17 protein-coding genes and 1 tRNA gene are annotated in these 18,231 nt (G+C 62.2%); 11 read left to right on the forward strand and 7 right to left on the reverse strand.

The window, feature by feature from the left end:
• Window positions 1-143: 143 nt before the first annotated feature.
• Complete coding sequence (locus tag JQ586_RS34730) at window positions 144-446, reverse strand: hypothetical protein (protein ID WP_212399143.1); 303 nt, start codon at window positions 444-446, stop codon at window positions 144-146.
• Window positions 447-561: 115 nt separating this feature from the next.
• Between JQ586_RS34730 and JQ586_RS34735 the strand changes: the two genes are divergently transcribed.
• The 5 genes from JQ586_RS34735 to JQ586_RS34755 all read left to right on the forward strand — a co-directional run bounded on the left by JQ586_RS34735 (window position 562) and on the right by JQ586_RS34755 (window position 4,645).
• Window positions 562-1,581: a TRAP transporter substrate-binding protein gene (locus tag JQ586_RS34735; RefSeq protein WP_212399144.1), complete on the forward strand. Its 1,020-nt coding sequence runs from the start codon at window positions 562-564 to the stop codon at window positions 1,579-1,581.
• Window positions 1,582-1,777: 196 nt separating this feature from the next.
• Window positions 1,778-2,350 (forward strand): TRAP transporter small permease, encoded by a 573-nt coding sequence (locus tag JQ586_RS34740; RefSeq protein ID WP_212399145.1) that lies wholly within the window; start codon window positions 1,778-1,780, stop codon window positions 2,348-2,350.
• Complete coding sequence (locus JQ586_RS34745) at window positions 2,350-3,633, forward strand: TRAP transporter large permease (RefSeq protein ID WP_212399146.1); 1,284 nt, start codon at window positions 2,350-2,352, stop codon at window positions 3,631-3,633. Before JQ586_RS34740 ends, JQ586_RS34745 begins: the two co-directional genes overlap by 1 nt.
• Before the next feature lie 147 nt (window positions 3,634-3,780).
• Window positions 3,781-4,395 carry a Spy/CpxP family protein refolding chaperone gene (locus JQ586_RS34750; protein ID WP_212399147.1) on the forward strand — a complete coding sequence of 205 codons (615 nt, stop codon included), beginning with the start codon at window positions 3,781-3,783 and terminating at the stop codon, window positions 4,393-4,395.
• Between the two features lie 174 nt (window positions 4,396-4,569).
• A tRNA-Lys gene (locus tag JQ586_RS34755) sits at window positions 4,570-4,645 on the forward strand.
• A 324-nt stretch (window positions 4,646-4,969) separates the two neighbouring features.
• On the opposite strand, the gene JQ586_RS34760 is transcribed toward JQ586_RS34755, so the two are convergent.
• The gene (locus tag JQ586_RS34760) at window positions 4,970-5,176 is read right to left on the reverse strand and encodes a hypothetical protein (protein WP_212399148.1); all 207 of its coding nucleotides are present in this window, start codon (window positions 5,174-5,176) and stop codon (window positions 4,970-4,972) included.
• 214 nt (window positions 5,177-5,390) lie between these two features.
• Between JQ586_RS34760 and JQ586_RS34765 the strand changes: the two genes are divergently transcribed.
• Complete coding sequence (locus JQ586_RS34765) at window positions 5,391-6,392, forward strand: 4-hydroxyproline epimerase (RefSeq protein ID WP_212399149.1); 1,002 nt, start codon at window positions 5,391-5,393, stop codon at window positions 6,390-6,392.
• Window positions 6,393-6,465: 73 nt separating this feature from the next.
• On the opposite strand, the gene JQ586_RS34770 is transcribed toward JQ586_RS34765, so the two are convergent.
• The 4 genes from JQ586_RS34770 to JQ586_RS34780 all read right to left on the reverse strand — a co-directional run bounded on the left by JQ586_RS34770 (window position 6,466) and on the right by JQ586_RS34780 (window position 14,935).
• Window positions 6,466-8,364, reverse strand: a complete 1,899-nt coding sequence (locus JQ586_RS34770; protein WP_212399150.1) for an FAD-binding monooxygenase — start codon at window positions 8,362-8,364, stop codon at window positions 6,466-6,468.
• 181 nt (window positions 8,365-8,545) lie between these two features.
• Window positions 8,546-11,434 (reverse strand): NHLP bacteriocin export ABC transporter permease/ATPase subunit, encoded by a 2,889-nt coding sequence (locus JQ586_RS40845; protein WP_312017062.1) that lies wholly within the window; start codon window positions 11,432-11,434, stop codon window positions 8,546-8,548.
• On the reverse strand, window positions 11,431-13,632 hold the full coding sequence (locus tag JQ586_RS34775) for an NHLP family bacteriocin export ABC transporter peptidase/permease/ATPase subunit (protein ID WP_212399151.1): 2,202 nt from the start codon (window positions 13,630-13,632) through the stop codon (window positions 11,431-11,433). Before JQ586_RS34775 ends, JQ586_RS40845 begins: the two co-directional genes overlap by 4 nt.
• Window positions 13,625-14,935 (reverse strand): NHLP bacteriocin system secretion protein, encoded by a 1,311-nt coding sequence (locus tag JQ586_RS34780; protein WP_212399152.1) that lies wholly within the window; start codon window positions 14,933-14,935, stop codon window positions 13,625-13,627. Before JQ586_RS34780 ends, JQ586_RS34775 begins: the two co-directional genes overlap by 8 nt.
• A gap of 108 nt (window positions 14,936-15,043) precedes the next feature.
• Here JQ586_RS34780 and JQ586_RS34785 point away from each other — a divergent pair, with 108 nt between their 5' ends.
• Both JQ586_RS34785 and JQ586_RS34790 read left to right on the forward strand, forming a co-directional pair.
• Window positions 15,044-15,571 (forward strand): hypothetical protein, encoded by a 528-nt coding sequence (locus tag JQ586_RS34785; protein WP_249148550.1) that lies wholly within the window; start codon window positions 15,044-15,046, stop codon window positions 15,569-15,571.
• A 349-nt stretch (window positions 15,572-15,920) separates the two neighbouring features.
• Entirely contained in the window at window positions 15,921-16,139 is a 219-nt protein-coding gene (locus JQ586_RS34790; RefSeq protein ID WP_212399153.1) for a Blp family class II bacteriocin, read from the forward strand.
• 269 nt (window positions 16,140-16,408) lie between these two features.
• On the opposite strand, the gene JQ586_RS34795 is transcribed toward JQ586_RS34790, so the two are convergent.
• Window positions 16,409-16,606, reverse strand: a complete 198-nt coding sequence (locus JQ586_RS34795) for a hypothetical protein (protein ID WP_212399154.1) — start codon at window positions 16,604-16,606, stop codon at window positions 16,409-16,411.
• A gap of 483 nt (window positions 16,607-17,089) precedes the next feature.
• Here JQ586_RS34795 and JQ586_RS34800 point away from each other — a divergent pair, with 483 nt between their 5' ends.
• The 3 genes from JQ586_RS34800 (at window position 17,090) to JQ586_RS34810 (ending at window position 18,188) form a co-directional block, all read left to right on the forward strand.
• Window positions 17,090-17,569 (forward strand): Crp/Fnr family transcriptional regulator, encoded by a 480-nt coding sequence (locus JQ586_RS34800; protein ID WP_212399155.1) that lies wholly within the window; start codon window positions 17,090-17,092, stop codon window positions 17,567-17,569.
• Between the two features lie 245 nt (window positions 17,570-17,814).
• On the forward strand, window positions 17,815-17,982 hold the full coding sequence (locus JQ586_RS34805) for a hypothetical protein (RefSeq protein WP_212399156.1): 168 nt from the start codon (window positions 17,815-17,817) through the stop codon (window positions 17,980-17,982).
• Entirely contained in the window at window positions 17,979-18,188 is a 210-nt protein-coding gene (locus JQ586_RS34810; protein ID WP_212399157.1) for a hypothetical protein, read from the forward strand. The genes JQ586_RS34805 and JQ586_RS34810 overlap by 4 nt, the downstream gene beginning before the upstream one ends.
• Window positions 18,189-18,231 lie beyond the last annotated feature (43 nt).

Genomic DNA, 18,231 nt, shown 5'->3' on the forward strand with positions numbered 1-18,231 from the left:
GTGGTCCTACCCCCGTGCTTTCTACCTTGCACGGGGCCCATGGGTGCGATCGGCACCCGGCTTTCCCTGCGCCCTCTCTGAGATGAGGGGCGGAATGAGCGGCAAGACTCGGGCACTCATGTCGCGAGAACGCGCATACTTGTTCAATTGTCTTCGCCCGCGAAGGTGGGCGATCCAGTACGCCACGGCTCCTCGGCCCAAGCAAAACTGCCTCTGGAATACCGGATCGCCCGGTCGAGCCGGGCGATGACACCGAAACCGTGATGTCTGCAAATGACAAACGGGTTCATCGCCGACGGCGGTGTGCATTCGCGCCCGGCGAACCCGCCATTGCCGAACCTCGCATTGACCTCGCAGGCTTCACAGGGCACAGCGTGCGGCGATGTCATCGAGCGGTCGCAAGAGCCGCAGGGGATACCGTCGCGGCGAATTTTGCGGTGCAGCAATTGCCTGCATCGGACCCTGCTAAAGGGGCAATGGCGTTCGCTACGGCTTGTCTGTAATGGTGCGGCCGGATGTCCGGGGCGACAGTTCGCGCCTCGCAATGACGCGGGAGGAAACATGCGTAAATTCATTCTGGCTGCGGCGTCGATCGCGGCAATGACTCTAGTCGGATCGGCTTTTGTGGGGCCGGCCTCGGCGCAGTCGCCGATCGTGATCAAGTTCAGCCACGTGGTGGCGTCCGACACCCCGAAGGGCAAGGCGGCCGACAAGTTCAAGGAGCTTGCCGAGAAGTACACCAACGGCAAGGTCAAGGTCGAGGTCTATCCGAACTCGACGCTCTACAAGGACAAGGAAGAGCTCGAGGCGCTTCAACTCGGCGCGGTGCAGATGCTGGCGCCGTCGAATTCGAAGTTCGGCCCGATCGGCATCAAGGAATTCGAGGTGTTCGATCTGCCCTACATCCTGCCCGACCTGAAGTCGCTGCGGAAGGTCACCGACGGGCCGCTCGGCGCCAAGCTGCTGCAGAAGCTGGATTCCAAGGGCATGACCGGCCTGGCCTACTGGGACAACGGCTTCAAGCAGATGAGCGCGAACAAGAAGCTGGTCGCGCCGTCCGATTACAAGGGCCTGAAGTTCCGCATCCAGTCGTCCAAGGTGCTGGAAGCTCAATTCCGCGCGCTCGGCGCGATCCCGCAGGTGATGGCGTTCTCGGATGTCTACCAGGCGCTGCAGACCGGCGTCGTGGACGGCCAGGAGAACACCTGGTCGAACATCTACACCCAGAAAATGCATGAGGTGCAGAAATATGCCACCGTCACCAACCACGGCTACATCGGCTACGTCGTGGTCGTGAACAAGAAGTTCTGGGACGGCCTGCCGGCCGACATCCGCGACGAACTGAACAAGGCGATGAAGGAAGCGACCGAATTCGGCAACAGCCAGTCGGCCAAGGAGAACGACGACGCGCTCGAAGCGATCAAGAAGGCCGGCAAGACGGAAATCATCTCGCTGACGCCGGAGCAGGACGAGGCGATGCGCAAGGCGATGATGCCGGTCTACAAGGAGGTCGCCTCGCGTGTCGGTCAGCCCCTGATCGACGAATTCCTGAAAGAGACGGGCCGCAGCCCGATGAACTAAGGTTGGGTCACCTCGCCCCGCGTGCGGGGAGAGGTCGGAATTCAAGCGCAGCTTGAATTTCGGGTGAGGGGGAGTCTCCGCGCGCGCAACCGTCATTGTGCTCGCGGAAGGAGCCCCTCACCCCAACCCTCCTCCCGCAAGAGCGGGGAGAGGGGGTCGATGCTCTGGCCGAGGGCCGGCCATGACTGGGGGAAAGATGTTCTTACGAATTCTGGACAGGCTTGAGGAAATCATCATCGCGAGCCTGATGGGCGCCGCGACGCTGCTGACCTTCGTCACCGTCCTGCACCGCTTCCTGGTGGACGTGCCGTTCCTCTATCCGTACCTGTTCGGCATCAACCTCGCATGGTCGCAGGAACTCTGCATCTACATGTTCATCTGGATGGCGAAGTTCGGCGCCGCTTATGGCGTGCGTGCCGGCGTCCATGTCGGCGTCGACGTCCTGATCAACCGGCTCAATGATTACTGGCGCAAGCGCACCATCACCTTCGGCCTGCTCGGCGGCGCGCTGTTCACCGGCATCGTCGGCACCATGGGCGCCAAATTCGTGTTCGAGCTGATGCACACCGACCAGGTGTCGCCCGACATGGAGATCCCGAGCTGGATCGTCTACGCCTGCATCCCGCTCGGCTCCTACCTGATGTGCTTCCGCTTCCTCCAGGTGTGCTGGGCCTACTGGCGGACCGGCGAGCTGCCGCACCATGACGCCTCCCATGTCGAGGGCGTCGAGACCAGCAAGACCGCGCCGATCGCGCTTGGAGAAGCGTGATGAGCGCAGCCCTGATCTTCGGACTGCTGTTTGCCCTGATGCTGACGGGCATGCCGATCTCGATCTCGCTCGGCCTGACCGTGCTCACCTTCCTGTTCACCATGACGGAGGTGCCGATCGAGAGCGTCGGCCTGAAGCTGTTTTCGGGCCTCGACAATTTCGGCATCATGGCGATCCCGTTCTTCATCCTGGCCGGCACCTTCCTGACCCGCGGCGGCGTGGCGCGGCGGATGATCGCGTTCACGACATCGCTCGTAGGGCATCTGCCCGGCGGGCTCGGGCTTGCCGGCGTTGCGGCCTGCGCGATGTTCGCGGCGATCTCCGGCTCGAGCGTTGCGACCGTGGTCGCGATCGGATCGATCATGATGCCGGCGATGGTCGATCACGGCTATCCGAAGCGTTTCGGCGTCGGCGTGATCTCGACCTCGGGCGCGCTCGGCATCCTGGTGCCGCCCTCGATCATCCTGGTGCTGTACGGCGTCTCCACCAACACCTCGATCGGCGCGCTGTTCATGGCCGGCATCGTGCCGGGCGTGCTGCTGGCGCTGATGCTGGCCGCGGTGACCTTCTTCGTCGCCAGGCGCAACGGCTATCCGAAGATGCCGAAGGCGACCTTCGCGCAGCAGTTCAAGGCGTTCCGCGAGAGCATCTGGGGCCTCTCGCTGATCGCGATCGTGCTCGGCGGGATCTATGGCGGCATCTTCACGCCGACGGAAGCCGCCGCGGTCGCCGCCACCTACGCCTTCTTCATCACGGTGTTCGTGTACAAGGAACTGAGGCTGACCGAGGTCCCGAAGGTGCTGTTGCAGGCGGCGAGCATGAGCTCGATGCTGCTCTACATCATCACCAACGCCGTGCTGTTTTCCTTCCTGATGACGCATGAGCAGATCCCGCAGGAGATGGCGGCCTGGATCATCGACAAGAACTTCTCGGTGTGGATGTTCCTGCTGGTCGTCAACGTCATCCTGCTGCTGGCCGGCAACGTGATGGATCCGTCGTCGATCCTCCTGATCATGGCGCCGATCCTGTTTCCGCTGGCGACCAAGCTCGGCATCCATCCGGTGCATCTCGGCATCCTGATGATCGTCAACACCGAGGTCGGGCTGTGCCACCCGCCGGTCGGGCTCAATCTCTACATCGCAAGCAGTATCGCCAAGATGGGCATCAGCGAGATCACGATCTCGGTGTTGCCGTGGCTTTGCGCGATGCTGGTGTTCCTCGGCCTGATCACCTACGTGCCGGAAATCTCGCTGTGGCTGCCGCGATTGCTGGGGATGATCTAGCGCAACATGGTTCATGCGAAATCGGCTTCGTGTCTGGTTGTTTCGGAAGGGATTACATCTTGGTAAGAGAGGTCTCCCTGTCCAATCGGTAAGTTGAAGGCGCTCTCCTGGCGCATCATCTTCAAGCAACCTTCAAAGGAGGTTCGTATGAAGAAAGTTCTGCTCGCCGGTGTCGCGGCGCTCACGATTGCAGGTTCGACCGTGGTCTATGCCCAGCATCGTCCATGGTTCCACAGCCAGATGCGGATGAGCCCGGAGGATCGGGCCGCCTTCCTCGACGCGCGCATCGCCGGCGTCCACGCCGGGCTGAAGCTGACGGCGGACCAGGAGAAGCTGTGGCCGCCGGTCGAGGCCGCGGTGCGCGACTTCGCCAAGATGCGGATCGATCGCGCCAATGCGCGGATGGCCGCCGACAAGGCCGATGCCGACAAGCCCGATGCCGGGCAGGCCGAGAAGCCGGAGAATCCGGTCGCCAGGCTCCGCGAGCGCGCCGAGAACATGGGGGCGACCGCAGCTGCGCTGACGAAGATCGCAGACGCCGCCGATCCGCTCTACAAGACGCTCGACGACGGCCAGAAGCGCCGCCTGACCATGCTCACCCACATGGAAGGGCGTGGCTTTGGCGCCGAAGGCTGGCGCCGCCATCGCCTCGAGCGCGGCATGGACCGCTGGGAGCGTGGCAGCCGTGACCACGACCGCTTCGACCGCGACCATTTCGACCATGACGGCGGGCCGGATCAGGAGCGCTCCGGCCGGCTCTGAGGGCCGGCCAGGACGCCCCGTCTAACCCATGGAAAAGCCGCCGGATTCCGGCGGCGTCTCGCACGGTGACGACACCGCCAAAAGATGGGAAAAGTTGCCTTCGATTGCTGGACATACCGGAATCGCTTTGCTAAACGACGGCCCTCTCGCGAGGGTCATTTCCGGACCGGTTCCGGGCGCATAGCTCAGTTGGTAGAGCAGCTGACTCTTAATCAGCGGGTCCCAGGTTCGAGCCCTGGTGCGCCCACCAATGACCTCGAGAGCCTGGCGGCGATGCAGGGTTGCCATTCCGGCAATCCGTCACCTGACCATTCTGACAAATTCCACCTTTCCGTTCTCGCGCTCAGTCGTTTGCGCCCGCAATCCATTGCGCATCGCGCGTCACGACCAGCCGGGTTGCGTGAGCGACTGATGATGCTCGTCCTCCAATCGCCAAGGTGGCGTTGGGTCTGCCCTCGCAATTTTCGATGTCCACCTATGGCCGGCTTCCTCTGATTGGCACGCGGGCACTAAGCGCGTGTGCAAAAATCACACTTGAGGATTTTTTCGCCATTTTTGCTCATTAACCAAATGCCTAGATTCCGTCACCGGCACCGTTGCGAGTTCCGCATCGCAGACCATTACCGTGACGGATACTGCGCCCACGACCGCCCCAGGCCCGACATCGACCCTGGTAAACCATGGCTTTGCCCTGCTGAACCAGCATCTGGCCAGCAACACCGGTCGGCTCGATCATGGTCAGATCGAAGCTGCGGTTTCGCACGGCGAGGGCCTCATTCATGACGGGCTCCTGACCCGGCCGCAACACTGATCCGTTCCGGCATCCGGGCGCTTCACGCCCGGATGCAACGTCTCGTTGACGACCAACAGCTTCTGATCCGCCACGGTCAGATTGACCTGACGCACTGTGCATCGTGCGCGCTTCGCCATATGCTCCGGCACAGCTATCGGTCATCGCCATGGTGACAAGGCGCCGAAGTCAGCGAAGGTGAAGCATGGTTACGCACACGTTTTCCTGCATCGACGGGCACACATGCGGAAATCCGGTGCGCCTCGTCTTCGGCGGCGGCCCCCACCTTGAGGGCTCGAACATGCTTGAAAAGCGATCCCACTTCCTTCGAGAATATGACTGGATCCGTACTGGCCTGATGTTCGAGCCGCGTGGCCATGACATGATGTCCGGCTCGATCCTCTATCCGCCGACGCGCCCCGACTGCGACCTGGCGGTGCTGTTCATCGAGACGTCTGGGTGTCTTCCGATGTGCGGGCACGGCACCATAGGAACCGTCACAATGGGCATCGAGAACGGCCTCATTCGGCCACGCGAACCGGGCAGGTTGTCGATCGACGCTCCGGCCGGAAAGGTCGAGATTGTCTATCGGCAGGAAGGTCGCTTTGTCGAGGAAGTGCAGCTCACCAACGTACCGAGTTTCCTTTACGCCGAAGGGTTGGCCGCCGAGGTCGAGGGACTCGGCGAGATTGTTGTCGACGTTGCCTACGGGGGTAACTTCTACGCTATTGTCGAGCCGCAAAGAAACTTTCGCGATATAGCGGACCATTCTGCAGGGCAGCTCGTGGGATGGTCGCCGCGTCTTCGCGCCGCGCTCAACGAGAAGTACGAGTTCGTTCACCCCGAACAGCCGCAGATCAACGGTCTCAGCCACATTCAGTGGACCGGCAAGTCGACGAAGCCGGAGGCGCATGCCCGCAACGCCGTATTCTATGGAGAAAAGGCCATCGACCGCTCACCGTGCGGTACCGGGACGTCCGCCCGCATGGCCCAGCTCGCAGCGAAGGGCAAGCTCAAGGCCGGCGATGAGTTCGTGCATGAATCGATCATCGGCTCACTCTTCAAGGGTCGGGTTGAGGCCATGGTCGAGGTTGCCAGCCGTGGCGCCATCGTGCCATCCATCGCTGGTTGGGCACGCATGACCGGTTACAACACGATCTTCATCGATGATCGCGATCCGTACGCGCACGGCTTTTCGGTGAAGTGAACCTTCGCCTGGTTCCAAGCCAACGATGCCGTGGCCGTCGTGAACGTGATCCTTGCCGCGTGGCAAGCCGGGCTTATGCCTGCGCGACGAGGAACCTCTCGAAGAATGTAGCGAGTTCGTCGTGTGCATCGAGCGGGAGGACGTTCGCGACATGCTGGTCGGGACGCACGATCAGCAGTGCGCCGTTCGCGCGGTCGATCCCGCGCAGAACGAAGATATCCGGCCCGTTCTTCACGTCGGACGTGAACACCTTCTCATAGTCAATCAGCCCGAATTTTCCCTTGCGCGGTAGCAGCATCGGGGGCAGTTCATCAACCTTGAGATCGCGATGCCCCTGCTGGAAGATCGCGCGTACGTCGATGACGCTGTCGATGTTGGCGTCCTCCGGCGTGTACCGCTTCACCGGCGAGCGATCGGACTTGGCGAGGAACGTCATCAGCGCACGCAGTTTCTGACCCCCGCCGTCCGCGAAGGCGTATAGCCGCCACGCGCCGTCCGCGCGCGCCGCATGACCGAGTTGCATGGGCTTCGCGTCGGCGAGGCGCACCACCTGCGCGGAGTGGAAGCGCATGCCGATCGTGAAGCCTTTCGCGAGCGCCTGATGCGTCGCTGGCGCGGTCAGAAAGGTCTGTGGCGGATAGAGCGTCGCAACGCCGGCAGTGTAGCGGCCCGACATCGTAAAATACGCCTGCAGCTCCGCCGGATCGACGCCGCCGCGCTCGGGATGTGCCGGATCCTTGGGCGGCGATGCCATGATCTTCGACCACTCCTTGTCGAAATCGATCAGGCGCTGTGCAACCGCGTAGCGTTCCGTCGTGTAGGTGCGAAGCAGGTCCGGCTTCGCACGCCCCTCGAGCACGGCGGCGAGCTTCCAGCCGAGGTTGTAGGCGTCCTGCATGGACACGTTCATCCCTTGCCCGGCCTTGGCGCTGTGCGTATGGCAGGCGTCACCCGCGATGAAGACGCGCGGCGTGCGGTCCGTTTTGTCCCCAACGTCGTCGAACCGGTCCGTGACACGCTGGCCGACCTGATAGACCGCAAACCATGCGACACTGCGCACGTCGAGCGTGTAGGGCTTCAGTACGCGCTGCGCTGTGGCGATCACCGTCTCCTGCGTGTGCTGGCGGAAGGCGTCGCGGTTGTTCGGGTCGATCTCGCCCATGTCGACGTACAGCCGCGCGAGATAGCCGCCCTCGCGCGGAATCAGCAGGATGTTGCCTTCGGTCTTCGACTGGATCGCTGCCTTGAGACGGATGTCGGGGAAGTCGGTGACTGCCAGCATGTCGACCACGCCCCAGGCGTGGTTGGCGAAATCGCCCTGCGGCTTCGCGCCGATCGCCTCGCGCACGCCGCTGCGCGCGCCGTCGCAGCCGACGACGTATTTCGCGCGAACCACCTTCTGCTCGCCGGTCGCGACATCCTTCACCGTCACGACGACCGGATGTTCACCGTCGCGCTCCACCGTGAGGCCGACGAACTCCGTGCCGAAATTGGGTGCGAACCGCGTCGGCGACCTTGCGGCATACTCCTGGAGATACATCAAGAGGCGCGCCTGGTTGACGATCAGATGCGGGAATTCAGAGAGTCCGTCCTCGGTGTCCTGCACGCGGCCGGTGCGCGCGATCTTCGATGGATCATCCTGCGAGGGCCGCCAGAACACAGTCTCGTTGACCCAGTAGGATTCGCGCATCAGTTTCGCGCTCAGGCCGAATGCGTCGAACATCTCGACCGTCCGGCAGGCGACGCCGTCAGCCTGTCCGACCTGGAGAGGACCTTCGCGGCGTTCGACGAGCCGCGTGCTGATGCAAGGGAAGGTCGAAAGCTGCGCGGCGAGCAGCATGCCGGCCGGGCCGGCGCCGACGATGAGCACGTCGCAGGCCGCGGGGAGGGCCGCGCTGCGCGCCTCGGCGCCGGGCGCCGGCGCGAGGATGTCGGGGTCGCCGGGGGCATAGCCGTCGAGATAAAACTGCATCATCGTCCTCCCAGAGTTCGTCGCGGCGCGGTCGATCTGGCATTTATCGCACCAGCGGGCAGCCGTCTTCGGGGCGGCCGTAAACTTCCGCGGCCGCGACCGTCACTACGACCTTGTAGCACGACCTGCGCGCTCTACCAGCCGACCGGCAGATCGGCTTCGCGGGGAGCGAACGAAGCAGCTAGGCCACAAGCTGTCTCCGCGCGAACTCCGCAAATGGGCCGGTTCCGCTCGTCAGTTCGTCATAGCTTCCGGATTGCACGATCTTGCCGCCGACCAGCATCACGATTCGATCCGCATGGCGGATCGTGCTCAGCCGATGTGCGATAACAATCCGCGTGACGTTCAGCCGCTCGAGCGACGCGCCCACGATCGCCTGGGTCTGGTTGTCGAGCGCGCTCGTTGCTTCGTCAAAAAGCAGGATGCGCGGCGAACGTGCCAGCGCGCGGGCAATGAGGACCCTCTGGCGCTGTCCACCCGAGAGCGTATTGATGCCTTCTGCAACGAGGGTGTGCATACCCATCGGCATCTGTCGAATATCGTTGTCGAGCCCCGCCAGCCGTGCGGCCTCCCAGGCTTTGTCGAGCGTCAGCTCGACGCCGCCGCAGATGTTTTCGTACAGACTACCCGTTGCCAGCTTGGTGTCCTGCAGCACAACGCCGAGCTGGCGGCGCACGTCATTGGTCTCGATCGTGTTCAATGCCTTGCCATCATAGAAGATCGTCCCGGCTTCCGGTCGTTCGAAATCCAGCAGCAATCGCAACAGCGAGGATTTTCCGCTGCCCGAAGGGCCGACGATTGCCACATACTCTCCCCGCGAAACGCGCAGGGTGATGTCATCAAGAACCGTAGGTCCACCCTCGATATAGCGGAAGGTGACGCCGGAGAACTCGATCTCGCCCACGAGCTCGCCGGCCGGCCGTCGGTCTTCTGCGATCTCTGCGGCAGCGGAGAGAATCGGTTTCATCCTGGCGAGATGGGGGATGACCACCAGCGATTCGCTCATGCTCGAGGCAAAGTTGCCGACCGCTGCCGTGGTCTGGCCGAACGCGGAGAGGAAACCGAGAAAGGCGCCGAGATTGGTCAAGAGCTGACTGTTGGTGCGCGAGGCGATCGCAAAAATGATCAAGGTGGCGAGAAGGGGGAAGGCCGTCTCGAAGACTACCAGAACGTTGGCCGCCCGTTGCGAGGCGACGAAGTAGCGCTTCTGAACGGCGAATTGTCCCGACCATCGCGCCAGTGCGCGACTTGCTGCGTTCGCCACGCGAAGCTTGCCGACGCCAGCGATCAGTTGCAGCACAAGTCCGCTGACCTTGCCCTGCAGATTGAAGTGCTTGCTCTCGTAGTAGATTCGTACCGCGCTGGTTGCGACCACCGCAGCCGCCCGGAAAGCGATCAGCAGTAGCGCGATGCTGCCGAGCCTGAGGTCATAGTAGAGCATGAGCCCGATGCTGAACATGCCGAACAGGGCCGATGTGAAGCCACGCAAGGTCCGTCCGGTAACGATCTGGCGCGTCGCTTCAATGCCCATCGAACGGTCGACCAGATCTCCGGTCGTGTAGTCTCGAAACAGAGACGCCGGTAGCCGGAGCAGGCGATCGATCAGGGCGGCCTGCAGCTTGTAGTCGAGGAGGCCTTCGAGCCTGAGCGTGACCAGTCCCTGCATTCCTTGCAGTCCGGCCATCGCGATCGCGGTGACGGAAAGCGCTGCCGCGCAAACGACGAGCTGGTCGATCTCCGTGCGAGGGATCACGGAATTGACCAGCAGGTTGGTCACCAGCGGCGGTATCAGCGACAGCAATCCGATGGCAATGATCGTGAGGACCATGCGGACCATGCTGCCGGAGAGGCCTCCGGTCGCGAAAGACAACAGGTCACGATAGCGAAGCGGGTGCGCGGGGAGGGTTTTGTAGAAGCTCACGGCTTCCGGTGCGAGAGCGCTTGCAACCGAGCGGCTGACCGGTTGCCGCCGTCCCTGTTTCGGATCGATCATGATGTACCGGCCGCGTCGGTCACGGATCAGGGCGACCGGATCGCCGTCGGGCCCATGGTGCCCGAGCAGGGGGCCGGCATCTGAATTCCACCAGCGATCGCGCAACCGGACGCGGCGAACTCGTAACCGCGATGCACGCGCGATCTGCAGAATGTCGTCGAAGCTCTGGCCTGCGGGATGGGTTCGGCTCGCATGAGTGATGGAGCTTCCCAATGCGTCGGCGACAAGTCGGCAACTTGCGAGCAGGGGATCGCTGGTATCCAGCTCGACCTGCGCGCGACCGGTTGGCGCGGTGACGACTTCAGACAGGCGCTCAAGGGCATCCAGCGTCCGCGCGCGGGTAAGTTCGGCTCGCCGGGTGAGTTGCTGCCGCTCGGACGACCGTTCATGTCCCAGCGACCGCGCCAGACCGGCGGCGATCGCGACATGGAAGCGGTCAAGCGCCGGCCAGAGCTGAGGCAATTCTAGCGCGGCCGGCTCCGCTATGATCCTGGAACCATCCTCTCCGGCTTCCAGCCAGATCTCCGCTGTGAACGGAACGGAGAGTTCTCCGGCCTCGAGCTCGAGGTCGAGATCCAATACCTTGACGCTTCCTGTTTCGATGCGGGCCCAGACGATGCTCCGTTTCGGGCCGCGGCAACGTTCGCCCGGATGCAGTTCTCTGGTTTCGCCGCCGATCAATTCGGAGGCGTCGGCCGGTCGAGCCGAGCGGGCCGCGAGCGTGGATAGCCGGGTGATCCAGCCGGATATGCGATCCGTGGCGAACTCGCTGCGCGGGACTGTGACGATCTCGGCGTCGGGGCCCCCGACTGCGACGATTCGCAGCGGAATTGCCGATCTTTCGCAGGCCGAGTGCAGGTCCAGTATGACTTCACCAACTTCACATCGGAGCAGATGATGTCGGACGCCGTCCATCTCCACCGCGAAGATGTCGACATGACCGGCACTCACCTCCAGTACCTGATCGCGTTCGTCGAGGAGAATGGGATGCCGCGGATCGATCGCCGCGCGACGAGGGGTGGGGGCTGCAAAGGGCCTTCCGGTCGCAAACTCGTCGTTGGCGAAAGGGTTGCTCATTCGCTTGTCACGAGCCTTGTGTAGGCGCCCTGGAGCGCGACAAGCTGTTCGTGGGTACCGCGTTCCACGATCCGGCCATGCTCCAGGACGATGATTTCGTCGCAGTCGCGCACCGTACTCAGGCGATGCGCGATGATAATGCACGTGCAGCCTCGGCGTCGCAGGTTGTCGTCGATGGCTTTCTCAGTGATCGGATCGAGGGCGGCCATTGCTTCGTCCAGGACGAGAATCGACGGATTGCAGACCAGCGCCCGGGCGATCTCGATGCGTTGGCGTTGTCCTCCGCTGAAATTGCCTCCGCCTTCATTGATGTGGCAGTCGTAGTTTCCGGGACGCGTGGCCAGGTCGTGATGAATCAACGCATCCCGCGTCGCGGCGATCAAGGCGCGCTCGTCCACCGTTGAATCCCACAGGGTCAGATTGTCGCGCGCGGTCCCCTCGAACAGAAATATATCCTGGTCCACATAGGAGACGGAATTTGCGAACTCTTGTGGCGGAAGATCCGCCAGCTTCCATTGATCGAAGAGAATTTCTCCCGTCCAGGGCTCATACAGCCCGCAGACCAATTTTCCGAGCGTGGATTTGCCGCTTCCGGAGACGCCGACAAGAGCCACACGCGATCCCGCAGGGATCGTCAGCGACAGGTCGGCCAGCAATGGCGGTTCCAGAACCGAATAGCCGAAGCTGATGTTGCGAAGCTCGACCCTGCCGGCAAGCTTTGGCGGAATGTTACCGACTGCCTTGTCGGATGGCGTTGGCCGGAGCGGGTATTTGCGGACATCCTCGAGCCGTTCGAGCGCGCCCTTGATGGTCTGCAAGCCGCCGAAATAGTTGACGAGATTCTCGAAGGGTTCCGAGAAGTTCGCCGCCAGGGATTGGAATGCGACCAGGCTACCGAGCGTCAGCGAACCTTCGATGACCCTCAAGCCACCGAGGCCGAGGATCGCGGCGACCATCAAGCCGGAGAGCAGCGTCGGCACCATGTCCAGGATGATGGCCGATGCGCCGAGCCTCCGTCCGGCGTTCAGGTTGTTGGCCTGGAGCCCGACCCATTTGCCAAACGCATCGTCCTCCAGGCCGCTCGCCTTGATGGTCTCGATGGTCCGCACCAGGCCCACCGTAGCGCCCAGGAGCTTGCCCTGTTCAACCGCGAGCCGGTAGCTGAGCTCCTGCCGTCGTGCCCCGACCAGGCGAAGCAGGAGAACGTTCAGGAAGGCGATTGCGACGCACAGCACCGTCAGGCTGAGGTCATAGACCGCCATCGCGGCGGCGAACAGAAGCACCGACGTCAGGCTGAGCGCGTTCATCGTGATGCCGCCGGACAAGAGGCGCGCGATCTGCTCGTTGGAGGCGACGCGGCTGGCAACGTCCCCCGCATGGCGCTGGGTAAAGAACTCCAGCGGCAGCGCCATCACACGCCAGAGGAAGCGGCTGGTCATGACAACAGAGAGCTTGGCTTGCAGCCGCAGCACCACCGACTGGCGAACCGCGACCATCACCGCGCGACAAGCCGCCGTCAGCGCCATTCCGATCAGGAGCGGCATAAGCCAGCTTTCGTTGTGCTGGATCAGGATATTGTCGACGAATATCTTGGAAAAACCTGCGGCAAGGATATTTGGAACGACGAGCGCGATACTCGCGATCACCAGCAGGACGACCGCCGCCCTTGAGTGACGCAACTCTCGCAGTAGCAGCCCGATCCCGTTGGGCTTGCTGCCGACCATCTTGAACTCTTCGCCGGGTTCGAAGACCAATACCACTCCGGTGAAGGCAAGATCGAGCTCGGTCATGCCGATGCGCCTGCGGCCGGTCGCAGGATCGTTGATATAGGCATGGGCGCCCTTGATGCCCTCCAGGACCACAAAATGATTGAAGTTCCAGTGGATGATGCAGGGCGTCGGAAGCTGGGTCAGCGCGGGCGGCTCGACACTGTACCCTCTTGCAACGAGGCCATAGCGTCGTGCCGCCCGGACAATATTGCTGGCCTTGCTTCCGTCGCGCGACACGCCGCAGGCAATGCGGAGCTGCTCCAGGGGAATCCAGGCGCCGTGATAGGCGAGAATTATGGCGAGCGCCGCAGCGCCGCATTCGACCGCCTCCATCTGCAGCACGACGGGGGTCTGCTTCACCTTCTTGCGCAGCAATCCTGACAGGCGACCGTGCCACGCGCTTGCCGACGGAGGAGAGGGCTTATCCATCGATTCCTGTGAGGTGCCTGATCAAGGGGATCACCAGATCGAGCGGCCGTTGCCGCCGAGTCGTGATTTCCGCGCGCGCCAGGGTCCCGCTCGTCAAATGAGCGGCGGGTCCCTTGCCAACCGCCCAGCGATAGCCCGTCGCGGTGGAATCATCCTCCTGAAGCATCACCTCGGCGGCATATGGGGCGCCATTGTGAGAGAAGCGGGACACCAGGCTTTCATTGTGCAGTACCGCGCCGATGCCTTGAGGCGTCATCGGGAAGTCGGAGACGCTTACCACCGTACCCAGCATCATGCCGAACTCCTCGCGCTTGATGGTGCTCGGCTCGAGATGGACCTGCATCCCCGGCTTGATCTGCTTGCCGTGTTCGGCTGGAATATAGACGACGGCCTGGAGCTTGTTGCCCTCGCTTTCGATCTGTACCACGGGCATGCCCACCGTGAGCACGGAACCGGGAGAGATCTTCACTTCGAGCACACGCCCCTCCATCGGGCTGAGCACCTGCGTGTTTTGGCTCAGCTGCTCGGCGGCTGCGTTCACTTGCCGACGCGCTTCGTTCAGGGTGAATTCGGATTGCTGAACGTCGCGTTCGCGCTGTGTCTCCAGGTCCGTCTGCTGCGCCTTGAGCTTGAGTATCTCGTTCTGTGCATCAAGTCGGCGCTGCTGGGCATCGGTCAGTTCCTGCCGTCGGTCCTCCAGATTGCGACGTGTCGTATATCCCTTCGCGAGCAGACCCTCGAGGTTCTTGACGTCGACCGAGAGATAGTCGATGCGCTGGCCCGTCGCCTTGATGACTTGTTCGAGTGCGGCTTCGAGCTTCTCGAGATTCTGTCTTTTGGCGACGAGCTCAGCCGCGACTTTCGATTTGAGGTCGGCGTATTCGCGCTGGCGCTCCTGGAGCACTTCGATCGCCGCCTTGTGCTTCTGCTCAATATCAGTCTGGACGATCTGGGCGATCGGCTGACCCAGGTCGACGTGGTCGCCGACCGTGACGGCAACGGACTGCAACCGGCCCGCAGCGGCCGACACCGCGTCGACGACCTTGCCGCCATTGCTGATCAGGATTCCCTCGCCGGAGACCCGGGTGGGCACACGCCCGAAAATGCTCCACACGACTGCGGCCGCCACCGCAACGAGGAAAACGGCGGTGATGATCCAGTCGGCAGGCTTGGTGACGATCACAAGTTGATCAAGCTGCTCGGGAGAGGACGCGCGATCGAGTGCCGCCGCCCGAAATGCACGTTGCGGCGCGGAGGGCGCCCTCCTATTCTCCGGTTGTCCGAGCGTTTCCGAGGTGGACATATCTCTGCACGCAACGCACTTAATTGATTGAATGAATATGCCGGCATCTTCGCATAGAACAGACGTGGTCACAACAAAGGCCGGAGCGAAATCGGTGGCAGGGCTCGAATGCGCACGCTGAGCGGCAAGGCAAGGCGGTTGTTTGCGGCGCACACGCGGCAGGCCATGCTCGCAACCAGCGTTGTGCTGGGCCTGCTATGGTCTTCCGGGTCACGGGCCGGGGTCCTTTCCGAGAGCGACTTCAAGCAGGCGGAAAGTCTGAAGCCGTTGTTTGCGAACCTGATGACTGATCTCGTTGAAACCGCAAAGCGGCCGGATGTACCGAACGGGGACGTCGTCTGCATCAACTCCACGATTCGTGAGCTTCTGCAGATTTCCGACGAACTCGCCAGCTACGAGTACCTGATCACGATGGAGAAGGACCTGACTGACGTTGGTGACGACAATCCGTTGCGAGGTGTCGTCAAGTTTGCCGTCGAGAAAACCAATGTCATTCTTACCAGCGAGAGGAAGCGGCTGGTTCAGTTGTCCGAGCAGTGCGTCAAGAACCCGGTGGGGGTCGCAAAGGTACAAGAGGCGGTGAGGGTCATCGACACGACGGCCGGTATCCTGAACTCCATTCGCGAACGCCTGTAACGCGTCGCGCGCTTGCTGACGCCGAAGGCGGGATCCGCCTGCCAGTCTCCGGTCCTTCATTGTGCACGCTCCTTCGTGTTTGCTGCCTTGTGTTCGGGGCCCGAACTCCGCGCATCACAATAAGTCTGCTGTTCAGATCGAGCATGACTTGGATCACAAGGCGCGAGCGCGCGACGACGGGCTGCTTTTGACGCGAGAAAGCGCAACGTTCGCCGCGCCATCGAACTCGCGCGAAGGTTGCGAGTGACGATTCTCACGGAAACTTCCGAGCAGCTCGGACATGCTGCACTCAGGTTGCGGGGTGGTCCCGCACCATCACACAGCAAGGAAGACCGAGATGACACCTAGCATGAACGATAATGAAAAGACCCGAGAACTTTCCATCGACGAACTCGACGCCATAGCCGGCGGCGATTGGAGTTGGGGAGATCTCGGCAAGGCGATGGCGGCCGGAGCAGTGACAGGCGGCCTGGGTGGTTCTGTGGTTGGCGGCGTCGGTGCCGGACCCGGTGCCCTTGGCGGCGGCCTTCTCGCCGGGATCGGCTACTGCGTCAGCCACATCTTTTGAGCCCTCCGACCAGAGCGAGACCCGGGAGCGCCCGCAATACGGGTTTCGCTCTGGCGGCGAGCATGATCTCGACGGGCAGATGCGAAACAGATGAGAGGAGCGAACAATGCAGAAAATTCGCGAGTTGACGACTGACGAACTCGATTCCGCGTGCGGCGGAAGCCGCAACAGCGGCGGAACCGGCGGCTCGGCTGTTTCCGATTTCATAAGTTGGCTTCTGGGCCAACTCCACATCCCCACCTCATCCGGAGGGCCCATTCGGAGCTAGTTCAACGCTGGCTCGTGCCTTGGGGCCAATGGAAAGGGATCAATGGAAGCGAGGTCTCGGAGACGAGAACCTCGCTTTTTTGCAGTCCGGCAGGTTCATCAGCGCGGTTCACCGCCGCACCTCGATCGGCAACGACATCGACGATCCGGTAGAGAGGATGGATCTGCGTCGCTTGCGCAAGCTGCGTGATCAACGTCACAGCGAACAGCTTGTTGGTCCGGCAAGCTGCATCCGGATGACAAGGATCATCCGTTCACCCTAGGCAGATGGAGATTATCATGAGTGCATATCGGAATGAGCATCAGACGGTCCGTCCGCTGTCTGACGAAGAATTCGAATCCGTGACCGGCGGTTGCTTCGGGGTTCCGTTTTCCGACGGTCATGGAGGAGTCATTTATGTTTCGCCGACGCTCGGGCGCGGTCCATTTCCTCCGAGCACCGGACCGACCTTCCCCACGGGTGGTCCGTTCGGACCGTTTCCGGTGTAATCCACGAACAGGTGCATGTGAGAGCCGGCGTTCCCAACCACGCCGGCTCTCAAGTCGGGCACGAAGCTGCCAGGCGGAACGGCTCGGTGCGACTGTGTTGGCAAGCGGGTGTATCCGGTTCATCCGGATGTGCGGACGCTACACTCGCACGGACCGGGGCTTGCTGCCGTCGAGGGTGGCAGTATAGTAGCCCGATGGCTGTGAGCTCTCCAGAATTGAAGGCTTTCCTGCTCGCCACGCCTTTCTTCGGAGGGCTGTCAGATAGAAGTCTTGACCTGTTGATCTCGATGCTCGTCGAGCGCCGCTTCGAAGTCGGCGCAGCGATCGTAGCTGAAGGCGAGCCAGGGCGTTCGATGTTTGTTGTTCACTCCGGCAGGCTCGTAGTGAGCCGGCTCGGCCATTCGGGGCGCTCGATTCGTATGGCAGGTCTTGAGGCCGGTGATTTTTTTGGAGAGATGACGCTCATCGAAATGCAAAATCGATCAGCCTCCGTCGCCGCGCAGAGCCCGACGGTTCTGTTTGAACTTACAGCGCGAAATCTCTACACGTATTACAAGGCAGATATTCACGCCTATGTCCTGGTCATGCAGAATATCAACCGTGAGCTTTGTCGAAGGCTGCGTCGTGCGGATGACCGGATTGCCGAGTTGTTGATGCATCAGGCGGAGCAATAGCCAGGTTTCCGCGAAGACTCTCTTCAACGTCGGCACCGCAAATTCGAGGAAAGCGCGGACCTTGATCGGCAGAAACCGGTTCGCCGCGTAGCGCCGCATGAGCCGACCTGCCATGCCCTCGTTCCGGGATCCGGACAGGAACACGCACTTTTGTTCATGCGTTACCACCCGAGGGCTTCAAAGCCGACGTCAAGGACCCCACATGACCAGAATGAATGATGATTATAATTCAATAGGAGCGATCCATGGGTGAAGTTATTCCCTTTGTGTCAAAGGCCGAACGCGAGCGCATCCGCCTCATTCGCGAAGCCCGCGCGATGTATGACAGCGTCTTTCCGCCGGCTGCTCCCAGCGAGCAGAACCGCAATGCGTCAACGATCCAGGTGATCAACGGAGGGGAGCTCCTCTCGTGATCAAGATCATTGCGGTGCTTTGCAGTCTGTCGTCGCCGGCAAACTGCTACGATCGGACCGTCACCACCTCGGATTTCGCAGCCGTCTCGGTGCAGTCGTGTCTGATGGGCGCGCCGCAGCTTGCCGAATGGATGAAGCAGCATCCGGCCGAGCGCCTTGCCGGGTGGCGTTGCGAGGTCGGCCAACGGGAGGGAAGGGGAGCGTGAGGTGGAAACCAGCTCGCCTGCCAACCCGTGCGGCCACATCGTG

Origin of the sequence: Bradyrhizobium jicamae (assembly GCF_018130215.1) — a bacterium.
Lineage (GTDB): Bacteria > Pseudomonadota > Alphaproteobacteria > Rhizobiales > Xanthobacteraceae > Bradyrhizobium > Bradyrhizobium jicamae_A.

Excerpts from the sequence above, each read along its gene's own strand:
- JQ586_RS34735 (WP_212399144.1), top strand. The coding sequence starts at position 562 with ATGCGTAAATTCATTCTGGCTGCGGCGTCGATCGCGGCAATGACTCTA.
- JQ586_RS34740 (WP_212399145.1), top strand. The coding sequence starts at position 1,778 with ATGTTCTTACGAATTCTGGACAGGCTTGAGGAAATCATCATCGCGAGC.
- JQ586_RS34745 (WP_212399146.1), top strand. The coding sequence starts at position 2,350 with ATGAGCGCAGCCCTGATCTTCGGACTGCTGTTTGCCCTGATGCTGACG.
- JQ586_RS34750 (WP_212399147.1), top strand. The coding sequence starts at position 3,781 with ATGAAGAAAGTTCTGCTCGCCGGTGTCGCGGCGCTCACGATTGCAGGT.
- JQ586_RS34760 (WP_212399148.1), bottom strand. The coding sequence starts at position 5,176 with ATGAATGAGGCCCTCGCCGTGCGAAACCGCAGCTTCGATCTGACCATG.
- JQ586_RS34765 (WP_212399149.1), top strand. The coding sequence starts at position 5,391 with ATGGTTACGCACACGTTTTCCTGCATCGACGGGCACACATGCGGAAAT.
- JQ586_RS34770 (WP_212399150.1), bottom strand. The coding sequence starts at position 8,364 with ATGCAGTTTTATCTCGACGGCTATGCCCCCGGCGACCCCGACATCCTC.
- JQ586_RS40845 (WP_312017062.1), bottom strand. The coding sequence starts at position 11,434 with ATGAGCAACCCTTTCGCCAACGACGAGTTTGCGACCGGAAGGCCCTTT.
- JQ586_RS34775 (WP_212399151.1), bottom strand. The coding sequence starts at position 13,632 with ATGGATAAGCCCTCTCCTCCGTCGGCAAGCGCGTGGCACGGTCGCCTG.
- JQ586_RS34780 (WP_212399152.1), bottom strand. The coding sequence starts at position 14,935 with ATGTCCACCTCGGAAACGCTCGGACAACCGGAGAATAGGAGGGCGCCC.
- JQ586_RS34785 (WP_249148550.1), top strand. The coding sequence starts at position 15,044 with ATGCGCACGCTGAGCGGCAAGGCAAGGCGGTTGTTTGCGGCGCACACG.
- JQ586_RS34790 (WP_212399153.1), top strand. The coding sequence starts at position 15,921 with ATGAACGATAATGAAAAGACCCGAGAACTTTCCATCGACGAACTCGAC.
- JQ586_RS34800 (WP_212399155.1), top strand. The coding sequence starts at position 17,090 with ATGGCTGTGAGCTCTCCAGAATTGAAGGCTTTCCTGCTCGCCACGCCT.
- JQ586_RS34805 (WP_212399156.1), top strand. The coding sequence starts at position 17,815 with ATGGGTGAAGTTATTCCCTTTGTGTCAAAGGCCGAACGCGAGCGCATC.